Genomic DNA, 13413 nt, shown 5'->3' on the forward strand with positions numbered 1-13413 from the left:
CGCGAAGGCAGCCAACCAAGAGGCAGCGCAAAGGATGAGGTGCGAAAGGAGCTCCTATGTTTACGGACACAATCAACAAGTGCGCGGCCAACGCCGGACGTATTGCGCGCCTCTCGGCCAATCATCCACTCAGCTTCTGGGTCAGCTCCATGATGGCAGGCGCCTACGTCGGCCTCGGCATCATCCTTATTTTCACCCTCGGCAACCTGCTCGACCCTGCCGTTCGCCCGCTGGTGATGGGCGCCACCTTTGGCATTGCGTTAACGTTGGTGATTATCGCCGGCTCTGAATTGTTCACCGGCCACACCATGTTCCTTACCCTGGGGGTGAAGGCGGGAACCATCCGTCAGGGTCAGATGTGGGCGATTCTGCCGCAAACCTGGGTCGGTAACCTTCTGGGTTCCGTATTCGTGGCGCTGCTGTATAGCTGGGGCGGCGGCGGCCTGCTGCCGGTTGATACCAGCCTCGTCCATACCGTCGCGCTGGCAAAAACCAGCCAATCCGCGATGGCGCTCTTTTTCAAAGGCGCGCTGTGTAACTGGCTGGTGTGTCTGGCGATCTGGATGGCGATTCGTACCGAGGGCGCGGCAAAATTTATTGCTATCTGGTGGTGTCTGCTGGCGTTTATCGCGTCCGGCTATGAGCACTCCGTCGCCAACATGACGCTGTTTGCCCTCTCCTGGTTTGGCCATCACAGCGATGCCTACACGCTTGCGGGAATCGGTCACAATCTGTTATGGGTAACACTCGGCAATACTTTGTCCGGTGTCGTATTTATGGGGTTGGGTTATTGGTATGCTACGCCGCAATCGGAGCGCCCCGCCCCGGAAAAAACTAACGAGACTGAGAGTCTGGCTCAGTAGGTGTAATCGGTGCAGACAGGTTGAACACAGAAAGCGCGGAACAACCGGAACGTACACGTAGTACATGAGGATGATTCGCTACGCTCACCCTTCGGGCCGCCCTAAAGGGCGTTCAAAACTCGATGAATTTTGTGTGAGCACTCCCCAGGCTCAACCTGACAAATAAAATAGCCGGATAGCCAGATTCTGAGGCTGCTGCCAATAATTAAGAGGGAATGTCGTGGACCATTTGCCTATATTTTGCCAATTACGCGATCGTGACTGCTTGTTAGTCGGCGGCGGCGATGTGGCTGAACGTAAAGCTCGCCTGTTACTGGACGCTGGCGCCAGATTGACGGTTAATGCCCTGGATTTTGTGCCGCAATTCCAGGTATGGGCCGATGCAAACATGTTGACCCTGGTTCAGGGCGAGTTTAATCCTGCTCTGCTGGATAACAGCTGGCTGGCCATTGCCGCAACCGACAACGAAGCGGTTAATCAACAGGTCAGCGAATCAGCGGAAGAAAGGCGAATATTTTGCAATGTGGTCGACGCCCCTCAGCAGGCCAGCTTTATCATGCCGTCGATTATCGACCGTTCACCGCTGATGGTTGCCGTCTCATCCGGCGGCACCTCGCCGGTGCTGGCGCGCCTGCTGCGCGAAAAGCTGGAGTCGGTTCTGCCATTACATTTGGGCCAGTTGGCCCACTACGCAGGTCAGCTGCGCTCAAGGGTGAAGAAGCAGTTTGCCACCGTCGGCGAGCGCCGACGCTTCTGGGAGAAGCTGTTTGTTAATGACAGGCTGGCGCAGTCGCTGGCCAATGAGGACCGTCAGGCCGTCGCTGATGCCACGGAGCAGCTGCTGACCGAGCCGCTGGATCATCGCGGTGAAGTGGTACTGGTGGGCGCCGGCCCCGGCGATGCCGGACTGCTGACGCTCAAAGGCCTGCAGCAAATACAGCAGGCCGATGTCGTGGTTTATGACCGCCTGGTCTCCGACGATATTATGAATCTGGTGCGCCGCGATGCCGATCGGGTCTTCGTGGGTAAACGCTCGGGCTACCACTGCGTACCGCAGGAAGAGATTAACCAGATTCTGCTGCGCGAAGCCCAGGGGGGGAAACGCGTTGTACGGCTGAAAGGCGGCGATCCGTTTATCTTTGGCCGCGGCGGTGAAGAGCTGGAAACCTTGTGCCATGCCGGTATTCCGTTCTCCGTTGTACCAGGAATTACCGCGGCCTCAGGCTGTTCCGCCTACTCGGGCATTCCCCTGACCCACCGGGATTTTGCCCAGGGCGTGCGCCTGGTCACCGGCCACCTTAAGACCGGCGGCGAGCTGGACTGGGAAAACCTGGCGGTTGAAAAGCAAACCCTGGTGTTTTATATGGGCCTGAACCAGGCCCCGGCGATCCGGGAAAAGCTGATTGCTCACGGCATGGCGGCGGATATGCCCGCAGCCATCGTTGAAAACGGAACGGCGATAACGCAGAAAGTTGTCACCGGCACGTTAGAACAATTGGATATTCTGGCCCAGCAAATGGCCAGCCCGGCACTGATTATTGTCGGTCGCGTGGTCGGTCTGCGCGATAAGCTGAACTGGTTCTCAAATCACTAATCGCTCTGTAGCCCGGAGCATGATGCACCGGGCTACAAATTGCATTAATGCACTTCCTCACAGCTTTCCTGCAATATTCTCAACACCGTTTCCTCACCGCTACGATTAGGGTTAATACGAATCGCATAGCGTTCAATACCCGGATTTGCCTCACGGAAGGTTCCGGATAAGCGATAGAACAACGGCGGTATTTCATATTTTGACTCGGCGCCAACCGGATATGGCAATGCCCCAAGCCGCTGCGCATTAGCCAGTACCTGCTCCGCAATCGGCTGATGAAACTCAACCAGCAGGACCCGGGACTGCGCGTTAGCGATAATTGCCTGTTTAACCTGCGACACCACGCCGTGATTCAACTGCAGCAGAAGCCGCTCCGTCACCCCCGCCTGCACTGCGTGCATCACTGGGGCGAACACCATCCCTCGCAGTACTTCCAGCGCCTGCCCCCCCTGAATCTGGCTGCCGCCGGAATACATGCTGGCGCGGATGCGGGCAACGGCATCAGCACGTCCCACCACCGCACCCACGCCTTCCGGACCAAACAGCTTAAAGCAGGAAAATGTCGCCAGCGTCGCACCGCATTCGCAGCCGATATTCGCCACCTTCATCACCGCGTAGTTATCGTCGGTCAGTGTCGGAACATGCTGCTCATTAAGCACAGAGAGCACCTCTGCCAACCGATAGCTATCTTCAGGGCACTGACGCGTATGCTGCACCAGCGCAGCATCGGGTCGATACTGCGCCACCGTCTCTGAGAGCGCCGCCAGATCGTTAAAGTCCACGCGAATTGGCTTTAGTCCCATCTGCTCAATAATCACCGACGTCGTCGGATAGACCGGCGCATCGTGGATTAATAGCGTGCCGCCGGGCTTCACCAATGCCGCTATCGCCGCGCGAATTGCCCCGGTCCCGGCTCCCTGCAGCAGCACGGCGGCCTCGGCATGGAATGCATCAGCCAGCACTGCTTCGACGCGCTGCGTGACGCGGGGCTGATTCAGCCCCGACGCCAGACCAAAGTCACCACCGCGCAGGAAATCGGCCCCAGGAAAATGGCGACAGATAGCATCCACTAGCGCGAACTGCTTATGTTGGGCTTCAACCAGCGACAGACTTTCCAGCGGAAAGGTTCTCATAACCCACGCTCCTTCTTATGCCGGAATAAATAATCCGAGCCAGAACAGAATATTCAGCACAATACCGGTAATCATGACTGCCACAACCGGCGCGGCCATTTTTTGAACCGGACGTCCCAACGACTCATTGAGGAAGTAGATCGCAGCGGTGATTGAGAAACCGGTATACCCAGCCATTTTGATGGAGGCAAAAATAGAGCCAACCAGCAGCGCCATCTCCATCAGCATGTTCATCGCATTACGAATGTTATCTGACGCATTGCGCACTGAAGGATAGCGTCCCAACCACTTACCGATTGAACGCAGCAGCAGCACTTCCGCTGAAATCACCAGAGCGCCCAGCAGCGCGGCAATCCACGGATTCGGCGCCAGGTAGCCCACTGCATACACGAAGGTAAAACCGGCAACCGCATACACCCCGGTAGCCAGGGCGGTAGTGGCGATCATCGGCACGAAACCCAGACCACGCATAAACTCCGCCAGCGCCGCTTGATGAATCAGCGTTTGCGACTGCTCAGGCGTCACGCCTGCCGAATACGCTTTTTCCAGAGTAAAGATGGACACCTCGCTACCGGCAAAAATTTTCATGCTGGCTACCGCCGCAATCAGCGCGCCCACAATAGCGATATACGGCAGGTTTTTGATAATCCGCGACGTGCGCTCTTCAAACACCGACATCCCGCTGGCGTCATGATCCTCGCTACCGCGATTGCGCAGATCCTGGGTAATCGCAATCCCCAACAGCATTACCATGCCAATGAAAATCTCAATCGACTCAGGATTGAGATGCGGGAAATAGCGGACGACCAGTACGCGCGTAATCAGTACAACAACCGCTGCCAGCAGGCTGCTTTTCCAACCGAACTGGTAGAAAATGGCCACCAATGGGAACAGTGCAAAAGCGGATACTACCGGCGAACTCAATTCGCCCAACGATCCCAATACATCGACCGGTAGCGCCGTCAGCAGATGGTTAACCGGCAGCAGGCAGGTAAGGATCAGAATCCCCCAGACCGCCCCCAGGCCGAAAGCCAAAAGACTATTCGCTGCCAGTACACCAAGGATATCGGTAGGCAAAAACAGCAGCCAGGCATTCAGCAGCCCGGTTTTCAACGTGAACGAAATCCCGACTGAGGCGACAAAGCCAATACTTAAACCAAATGCGATACTGCCCGCTTCCCGACGATGCATGTTACCTTCAATCAACTGCGGGAGGATCGGGCGAATACCATCATGAAAAACCGCGGCTGACCGGTGCGCCAGTAACGACGTCATCCCCGTCAGACAAGCCACCACAATGAGTTGAATATAAAGCGCCATAACAGTGCCTTTTTATTTTAAAGAGTTGATCAGTAATGGGATCGCATGTTCAATATGTTCAACCGAAAGGCCAAACGCGACTCTTCCTTCCGCCACCATTTTTGCAATCTGATCCTCTTTCGCCTTAATACCCGGCTTAGCAATAGTGCAACTTTTGTTGAACCCGATAATGGCGATCGCAATGGAAAGCGCCGCGCCAGCACCGGTGTTACACGCACCAATGTAGTAATCCAACTGGCCGTTTTTCACCTTCATAGCCGCTTCCATGTCGTTGTAGATGAACACCTCGAAACACCCTGGCGCCGTATTTTCAATCGTTTTTTTAATCAGCTCGCGCTGTAAGCCAGCAACACCAATCTTTTTCATCTCTATGTCCTTACAGGAAAAATTGAGTAGGGTTAGTACGTAACATCAGATCCACATCGGCCTGGCTGAAACCGGCCTGGTAAAGCAGAGGGACAAAGGTAGTCAACAGATAGTCGTAACCGTTGCCGCCATTAGCCTTTAAGTGAGAACGGCGGGTGATATCCATCGACAGCATGACGTGGTCCAGGCAGCCCCTTTCACGCAGGGCGAGCAGCATAGCGATGCGTTTTGCGTCGGGGTAATAATTGTTTTTACCAATTGTGTCGAACTGGACATAAGCGCCGAGATCGATCATGCGCAAAATATCATCGATATTATCTTTCAGGTCGCAATGGCCAATAACCACGCGGGAGAGATTGACGCCGTGTTGTTTCAGCAGGGCAAGCTGCTCCAGCCCCATGGTGCTAAACGAAGTATGCGTTGAGATAGGTCGTCCGGTCGCGTTATGCGCCAGCGCCGCGGCGCTAAACACTTTGGCTTCCAGATCGGTAATCACCCCTTCACTGGAACCGATTTCGGCGATAATTCCGGCTTTGAGCGGTGTGCCATCAATACCGATTTCGATCTCATCGATCATCTCCTGCGCCAGTTCCTGCACAGAACGGGTAGCAACATGCTCAGGAAAGAAAGCGTGCTGATAATAGCCGGTGCAGGCAATCACGTTGATGCCGGTATCGCGCATCAGATCCAAGATAAAGGACGGGTTGCGCCCCATATAACGGTTAGTCATCTCAACAATATTGCGCACGCCGAGGTGCATTAAATCGCGCATCTCTTTACTAATCAGTTCGTATTGATCCAGGCGACAATCGATGTTGCCTTTAAAACCGGACAAATCGATATGTAAGTGCTCGTGCGCGTAGGTATAACCGGAGCTATCAATCATCATTATGTATTCCTTGCGAGCGTTATAAGCGAAAGGAAAGAGCACCCATTTTCCGGCGCATGCGCACCAAAAAAGTCGCATACGGTCGCGCCGACATCAGACAACGTGCGACGGGTCCCGAGCCGTGCAGGCGATTGCCCGGGAGACCACACCAGCAGCGGCACCTTCTCCCGCGTGTGTTTACTGTGGCCTATCGTTGGATCGTTACCGTGGTCGGCCATCACCACCAGGCAATCATCCGGGCGCATATCCGCCATCAGCAGAGCCAGCTGCTCATCGACCAGCTCCAGCCTGTCGACATAGCGCTCCACATCTTCAGCATGACCCGCCAGATCGGTTTCCTGGATATTGGTGCAGATAAATGCCGTCTCCCGGCGGTTAAACTCCGCCCGGGTGATCTCCATAATCTGCTGGCTATCGACCAGATTTTCCCAGCTGATGCCATGGGGATTGCTAACGATATCAGCGACCTTGCCGACGAGAACCGTCGGAACGTCCACCGCAAAGAGCTGGGCAGGAACCTGCACCTGTTCATCAACGCCGTAGCCCATATGCACAACCTGGAATCCCTGCTTATAGGCGCCTGAGCGCGGTGCGTTGATACCGATATAGCCGCCCTCTTTCTCTTCCACCGCGTCGAAGATATTCTGTGTACTGGACAGCTGACCGCCAAAAGTGATAACGCGTCCCACGGAAGCCTGTTCACGCACCGTCCTGCCAATCGCTTTCACCTCAGCAAAAGTCTTTTCACTCAGGTTGCCGGTGATGTTGTAAACCTGCCCCAGATCGGCTTCCAGGTTATCGCCAACCGCCACCGCGCCGTCCACCAACAGCCAAAACGGGCCTTTGCCATGACGCTCTGTTTGATGTCCGGCGGCAAGCAGCGCATCTTCAACCTTATCGATAACAGCATTAAATGGCATTCGCAGCGGGGTTCGGGGTTTGGTCCCAAAAATCTCCTGATGCCCCATAAAGGTATCACCGCCCTCATGTTCAAGCTCTGCGGTTCCCCATACGGCATCTTCAGAAAGCTGCATCACACCTGGGGCAAAACCGAGGGCGTTTATCAGACCCAGCTTTTCCAGCGTTGGCAGCCGCAGCGCAGGAAAGCGTTGCAGAATATGCCCGCAGGTATTCGCACCGATATCCTGCGGCCTCACTTCGGGAACATCAGCCATCGCGCCGACGCCAAAGCTGTCTATCACCAACACTACAAATCTCGCCATTAGTCCTCCAGAACGTTGCCAAGACTGTCATAACGGGCAACGATTTCAGGGCTGCAGCTTTGAATACCGGCAATCAGCACCACATCGCTACGGGTAACGAAAATCTGCGTGCGGAAACAGAAGATTGCCGCACTGCCGACAGGAAACTCACCTTCCAGCGGCAGGTAGTAATCAATGCTGCTGTCATCTACCGCATTAAGCTGCGCCAGTTGGGCTTTTTCGCTGGCCGGAGCGAATATCAGCGCATGCTTAGCATGACCACGCCGATAATAGCCGCCGCCGTAGCAATAGCTTTGCCCGGCAAAATGATGGGAAATTTCACTCAGCCACAGCATGGCAACACGCTCCGGTTGATCTCCCTGCTGGTTGGCGGGGATGGTACCGGTCAGCGCATGCCCCGGCTCAGCGTGGGTGACGCCAAACTCCGCCAGTAGCGGCAGAGAGCTGCAGCTGGTTGCCGAAGGCGCATTCAGTTGCTGAACCGTCACGCCGAGACTTTCGAGTTTGTCTCTCGCGGCGAGCAAAGAGCGTAAATTCGGCGTTGGCAGAATTTTTTCCTGTTCGTCATCCCACAGCAGGCAAGGGAAGTGGGTGAGCCCGGTCAGTTCAATGCCCGGCAGGCTTTGAAGATGAGCCACCACGTTGTCCAGCTCAGCCAACGCGAATCCACTCTCCTGTCCCGGATAGAGGAAATCGCTCTCTCCATAGACCTTAAGCATGACCGCCTGCGCCCGACCGCTTGCTACCGCCGCCGCCGAAACTTCCTGAGCTTTCTCCAGAGAGAACAGGGTAATGACTTCGGTACCCTGCTCTACCGCGCCCGCCACCTGCGCGGAAGGTATTTGCACCAGATGACCCTGATGGGAAACGGGCAAACCGGCACGGCGCATCACCCGACTCTCTTTGTAATCCACAACAACAATGCCCTGATACCCCAGCGCCAACAGCTTTTCTGCCAGCCACGGATTTCGACCAATCTGCTTGGTCATCACGTACAGGCTAATTCCATATTGCTGCGCGGTCTTCAGCAGCAGCTTGCCATTTTCCAGCACCTGATCGACATCAATAACCCAGCTATCCGGGGCGATAAGCCCTTGCTGCCAGAAGCGGAGCACTGTCGCAATCAGCGCCGGGTTCTGCCGTTGTAATGCTTTAATAAACATTTACTTGCCTCTGCTTTTATTCCCTTTTTAAATATTCATTTTTTTGAATATTTAAGTCGCATAGCGCCCATTCCCAATATTCTTCACACGGCCTGCTGCGCCGCTCCCCACAACCCATACCAGTTAGCCAGCAAATAACCTTTTTCATTAGCATGTAGAGTGACGTCAAATTCTTGCATCAGCGCCTGATGCAATTGATGAATCTCATCCCAATGCGCCGAACTGGTTATCTCTGCCATGAACTCCTCATCCAGCGGCTCAATAACCTCACCGCGGCGGCTGCGCATCAGCGCATTTGCCATATGAGTTATCGCGATTTCCCCTTGCTCGCTAAAGACGGGAAGATGCCACTGCTCGTCCAGCTGGCGGACGACCTGCATCATTCCGCGACAAATATCCTGGTCGATAATCCCTGCCTCACACAGCAAGTTGAGCCTGTTTTCCATAATCACTGCCTTAATGTTAATAGCTTGGCTCTTGCTCTCCGCTCACCACCCGTTGTTGATGAGCTAATAGCGCCTGTTTATCAACGAATGCACGTAGCAGATGTTGAATCGGGTAATCATCTGCCCTGGCCAACACTACCGCCTCAGTCGCCTGCAAAAAACGCGGATCGTCACTTAGCGGCAGGGCTTCCAGCCCTAACATGGCCAGCTCCGCGCCAGCGGTGACGTTCCAGATAACGGCGTCAATTTCGCCTTTGACGATGCGACTTAGACTCTCGTGATAAGAGAGGTCGACGCGCTCTACGTCGCTATTGGCAAAATAAATTTCGGTCATAATTTTCTGGTCCGCCGAGCGGTTATCAAGCCCCACTCGCCGCACCGAATCGATTTCGCCTTTCCGGCAAATCAGCTGGTGCTCACCGACATAGGTGTGCGGCCCAAGGGTCATTACCATCCGCAGCCCGCTCTGCGCTAAATAACTTTCTGCCGCCAGGCGCGAAACCACCGCCATGTCGTAAACACCGTTAAGTAAGCACTCCACGCGAATGTCGGCGCCGCGCATATGCGCATAGTAAAAAGGAATACCTTCAAACTGCGCTTTCAGTCCGCTCGCCAGCCCTTCATACAATCGCGTATAGGGCAGAGGCATTGCGCAAACGACGTTAGTGATATCGATATGCGCCAATAGGGCCTTGTTATCCATCTCAACCAGGTAACTGCCGTTGCGCCCTCGGCGTTCAATACGAATGGCCCCGGAAGACTCCAGCGTTTTTAGCGCCGCCTGAGTCAGCCCAACGGAAGAGCCGCATTCACCCGCTAACTCATCAATCGTTTTTAGACGATTACCGCACTGCTCGCCCAACAAATAACGAGCCAGGGTCGTTAGTGCCATGCCCTCTTTTTTAATGAATGTCCGACGCATCTATAATCTTCACTAAATTGAATATTTATATCTTCACTAAAATGAAGATAATTAACAAGGAGCAAATAATCAAATCACGACAGTTATCACAAATTAAAAAGCCGGATGCATTGCACCCGGCTTTGGATATGACGACAACCATCAGATAGATTAAGGCTTAGCGACGAAACCAATCGCTTCGTAGACCGCCTTCAGGGTAACAGAAGCGCGAGCGCTGGCTTTCTCCGCGCCCTCTTTCATCACCTGATTCAGGAAAGCTTCATCGCCGCGGAAACGGTTATAGCGCTCCTGCAGTTCGGTCAGCATACCGGAAACGGCTTCAGCCACTTCGCCTTTCAGGTGGCCGTACATTTTGCCTTCAAAATGCTGCTCCAGATCTGGAATGCTCTGGCCGGTAACGGCAGAGAGGATATCCAGCAGGTTGGAGACGCCCGCTTTGTTCTGGATGTCGTAACGAACAACCGGCGGCTCGTCGGAGTCGGTGACCGCGCGTTTAATCTTCTTCACCACCGATTTCGGGTCTTCCAGCAGGCCGATAACGTTGTTGCGGTTATCATCTGACTTGGACATCTTTTTGGTCGGCTCCAGCAGCGACATCACGCGCGCGCCGGATTTTGGAATAAACGGCTCAGGGACTTTAAACACGTCGCCGTAAATAGCGTTGAAACGCTGGGCGACATCGCGGCTCAGCTCCAGGTGCTGTTTCTGGTCTTCGCCAACCGGGACCTGGTTAGTCTGATACAGCAGAATGTCGGCAGCCATCAGCACCGGATAGTCAAACAGACCGGCGTTAATATTTTCCGCATAGCGCGATGACTTGTCTTTAAACTGGGTCATACGGCTCAGTTCGCCGAAATAGGTGTAGCAGTTCAGCGCCCAGCCGAGCTGCGCGTGCTCCGGCACGTGGGACTGAACGAAGATGGTGCTTTTTTGCGGGTCGATACCGCACGCCAGATACAGCGCCAGCGTGTCCAGCGTGGCCTTACGCAGCTGCTGCGGGTCCTGACGAACGGTAATCGCGTGCTGATCAACGATGCAGTAAATGCAGTGGTAATCGTCCTGCATGTTTACCCACTGACGCAGCGCACCCATGTAGTTGCCAATGGTCAATTCACCTGAGGGCTGTGCGCCACTAAAAACGATGGGCTTAGTCATTTTTTATTCCTGAGTTTCACTGTACGGTAGCCCGAAAGCGGGCAAGAGTTCATTAAATTGGTCAAAGATATAATCCGGCTCGCTCAGCGAAATCGGCTCGCCGTAGTTGTAGCCGTAGGTCAGGCCGATCGAGCTGCAGCCCGCGGCCTTCGCGGCCTGAATATCATTGCGCGAGTCGCCAACGAACAGCAGCTCTCCGGGTGCCAGCCCCAGTTTCTCCGCGACCAGAAGCAGCGGTTCCGGATGCGGTTTTTTGTTTTTTACATCATCGCCGCCGATAACAACGGTAAAATATTTGGCGATATCCAGCGACGCCAGAATCGGCGCGACAAACGGCGTCGGTTTATTGGTCACCAGCGCCAGCGGCAGGCCCTTTGCGTGCAGCGCGCCCAGCGTATCGGCAACGGCTGGAAACAAAAAGCTCCCCTCTTCCGCCACTTCGCCATAGTAGCGGTCGAACAGCTTGCGCAAAATGGCCTGCTGTTCAGCCTGCGGGATATCGTCATGATCGACGGAAGGTTTACCCTGCGCAGCTCTCAGCGCCGCGCGCTCCTGACGGGCCCAGGTCAGAGCCCGCTGGATCAGAACGTCCGCGCCGTTGCCAATCCAGGTCACGACACGTTCTTCGCCCGCCATCGGCAGTTCCAGCGCATACAGCGCGTTATCAACGGCAGCGGTCAAGCCCGGCGCGCTATCGACCAGCGTCCCATCGAGATCGAACGCCACACCGCGAATATTTTGTAACTTATCCATGGCTAACCTTTGCTAATTCGCTACGCATTTGATCGACCACTTTTTTGTAGTCAGGCTGATCGAAAATGGCCGACCCAGCAACAAACATATCCGCACCGGCGGCGGCAATCTCAGCGATATTGCTGACTTTTACGCCGCCGTCGACTTCCAGACGGATGTCGTAGCCGGATTCATCAATGCGACGACGAACTTCACGCAGTTTTTCCAGGGTGTGCGGAATAAAAGACTGACCGCCAAAGCCAGGGTTGACGGACATCAGCAGAATAACATCCAGCTTATCCATTACGTAATCAAGGTAGCTCAGGGAGGTCGCCGGGTTAAACACCAAACCGGCTTTGCAGCCGTGCTCTTTGATAAGCTGCAGCGTGCGGTCAACGTGTTCGGAAGCTTCCGGATGGAAAGTAATGATGCTGGCGCCCGCGGCGGCAAAATCAGGGACGATGCGGTCAACCGGCTTGACCATCAAATGCACGTCAATCGGCGCAGTGATACCGTAATTTCGCAGTGATTTCAGCACCATCGGGCCAATGGTCAGATTCGGCACGTAGTGGTTGTCCATCACGTCAAAGTGCACAACATCCGCACCCGCAGCCAACGCATTGGCGGTGTCCTCGCCCAGACGGGCAAAATCAGCCGACAGAATCGAAGGGGCAATCAAATACTGCTTCATCCGCATCTCCTTGAAATTTATTTGGTCTTGGGCGGACGGTACAGAGCCAGAAGCTCGTCCACCTTCTTACGTGTACCACCGTTGCTGCTGATGCTGCGTCGAACCTTCACAATATGCGTCTCAGCGGCGTTCTTGTACCACTCCTGAGTGAGCGGCGTGCGATGGTTTGAAATAAGCACAGGAATACGCTTTTTCATCAGCAATTCCGCTTTTTTAGCCAGCAGCTCCTGCTGCTCCTGGCTAAAGCTATTCGTATGATAAGCCGTAAAATTCGCCGTAGACGACAGCGGCGCATAGGGCGGATCGCAGTAAACAACGGAGCGGTTATCCGCCCGCTTCATGCACTCTTCATAAGATTCACAATGAAACTCTGCATGCTGCGCCTTCTCCGCGAAATGATACAGCTCAGCTTCGGGAAAATAGGGCTTTTTATAGCGACCAAACGGCACGTTAAACTCACCGCGCAGATTGTAGCGACACAGGCCATTGTAGCCATGACGGTTCAAATAAAGGAACAGTACCGCGCGACGCAACGGCTCCTGACTCTGGTTGAACTCATCACGGAACCGATAATACTGCTCTGCGACGTTGTTCTCTGGCGTAAACATCTTACGCGCCGCCGTAACATAGTCATCGGTACGCAGCTTGACGATGTTATACAGACTAATCAAATCACTATTGATATCAGCGAGGATATAACGAGAAAAGTCGGTATTCAGAAATACCGACCCGGCGCCTACAAAAGGCTCAATCAAGCAGTCGCCCTGCGGCAAATGCTTTTTAATATCGTCAAGCAGGGGGTATTTACCCCCTGCCCATTTCAGAAAAGCGCGATTCTTTTTCATGCTGCCTAACTAATTACACATTCTCCGGCTGCGGAGAAAGCTCCGACAGCATCCTGCGCTTCAGACTACTC

General features: G+C 54.4%; 14 protein-coding genes. 2 read left to right on the forward strand and 12 right to left on the reverse strand.

What is annotated here, in order from left to right; genetic code table 11:
• Nucleotides 1-56 precede the first annotated feature (56 nt).
• Together nirC and cysG are read left to right on the forward strand one after the other, a co-directional pair.
• Entirely contained in the window at nucleotides 57-863 is an 807-nt protein-coding gene (gene nirC / locus IYV58_RS25290) for a nitrite transporter NirC (protein ID WP_004126003.1), read from the forward strand.
• 220 nt (nucleotides 864-1083) lie between these two features.
• A complete protein-coding gene (gene cysG, locus IYV58_RS25295) occupies nucleotides 1084-2457 on the forward strand; it encodes a siroheme synthase CysG (RefSeq protein WP_004126006.1) in 1374 nt (457 codons plus the stop codon).
• Between the two features lie 44 nt (nucleotides 2458-2501).
• Here the strand turns inward: cysG and IYV58_RS25300 are convergent, their stop codons facing one another.
• The 12 genes from IYV58_RS25300 to dam form a co-directional block, all read right to left on the reverse strand.
• Nucleotides 2502-3590 carry an aminotransferase class I/II-fold pyridoxal phosphate-dependent enzyme gene (locus IYV58_RS25300; RefSeq protein ID WP_195729314.1) on the reverse strand — a complete coding sequence of 363 codons (1089 nt, stop codon included), beginning with the start codon at nucleotides 3588-3590 and terminating at the stop codon, nucleotides 2502-2504.
• Between the two features lie 15 nt (nucleotides 3591-3605).
• A complete protein-coding gene (locus IYV58_RS25305) occupies nucleotides 3606-4910 on the reverse strand; it encodes a YhfT family protein (protein ID WP_004126011.1) in 1305 nt (434 codons plus the stop codon).
• Nucleotides 4911-4922: 12 nt separating this feature from the next.
• Nucleotides 4923-5276, reverse strand: coding sequence for a DUF2620 domain-containing protein (locus tag IYV58_RS25310; protein WP_064410531.1), 354 nt, complete (start codon nucleotides 5274-5276; stop codon nucleotides 4923-4925).
• A 10-nt stretch (nucleotides 5277-5286) separates the two neighbouring features.
• Nucleotides 5287-6165: a phosphotriesterase-related protein gene (locus tag IYV58_RS25315; protein WP_195729315.1), complete on the reverse strand. Its 879-nt coding sequence runs from the start codon at nucleotides 6163-6165 to the stop codon at nucleotides 5287-5289.
• Entirely contained in the window at nucleotides 6165-7388 is a 1224-nt protein-coding gene (locus IYV58_RS25320; RefSeq protein ID WP_049114524.1) for a phosphopentomutase, read from the reverse strand. The genes IYV58_RS25315 and IYV58_RS25320 overlap by 1 nt, the downstream gene beginning before the upstream one ends.
• Entirely contained in the window at nucleotides 7388-8551 is a 1164-nt protein-coding gene (locus IYV58_RS25325) for a YhfX family PLP-dependent enzyme (RefSeq protein WP_195729316.1), read from the reverse strand. The genes IYV58_RS25320 and IYV58_RS25325 overlap by 1 nt, the downstream gene beginning before the upstream one ends.
• 83 nt (nucleotides 8552-8634) lie before the next feature.
• Nucleotides 8635-8997 (reverse strand): PRD domain-containing protein, encoded by a 363-nt coding sequence (locus IYV58_RS25330; RefSeq protein WP_004126026.1) that lies wholly within the window; start codon nucleotides 8995-8997, stop codon nucleotides 8635-8637.
• 16 nt (nucleotides 8998-9013) lie between these two features.
• Nucleotides 9014-9919: a GntR family transcriptional regulator YhfZ gene (gene yhfZ, locus IYV58_RS25335; protein WP_004126029.1), complete on the reverse strand. Its 906-nt coding sequence runs from the start codon at nucleotides 9917-9919 to the stop codon at nucleotides 9014-9016.
• Nucleotides 9920-10069: 150 nt separating this feature from the next.
• Complete coding sequence (gene trpS, locus IYV58_RS25340; RefSeq protein WP_004126032.1) at nucleotides 10070-11074, reverse strand: tryptophan--tRNA ligase; 1005 nt, start codon at nucleotides 11072-11074, stop codon at nucleotides 10070-10072.
• Between the two features lie 3 nt (nucleotides 11075-11077).
• Nucleotides 11078-11827 carry a phosphoglycolate phosphatase gene (gph, locus tag IYV58_RS25345; protein WP_049114526.1) on the reverse strand — a complete coding sequence of 250 codons (750 nt, stop codon included), beginning with the start codon at nucleotides 11825-11827 and terminating at the stop codon, nucleotides 11078-11080.
• Entirely contained in the window at nucleotides 11820-12497 is a 678-nt protein-coding gene (rpe, locus tag IYV58_RS25350) for a ribulose-phosphate 3-epimerase (protein WP_004126039.1), read from the reverse strand. The genes gph and rpe overlap by 8 nt, the downstream gene beginning before the upstream one ends.
• A gap of 17 nt (nucleotides 12498-12514) precedes the next feature.
• Complete coding sequence (gene dam, locus IYV58_RS25355; protein WP_004126040.1) at nucleotides 12515-13342, reverse strand: adenine-specific DNA-methyltransferase; 828 nt, start codon at nucleotides 13340-13342, stop codon at nucleotides 12515-12517.
• Nucleotides 13343-13413: the final 71 nt, after the last annotated feature.

This window comes from Klebsiella sp. BDA134-6 (assembly GCF_015601345.1).
Lineage (GTDB): Bacteria > Pseudomonadota > Gammaproteobacteria > Enterobacterales > Enterobacteriaceae > Klebsiella > Klebsiella grimontii.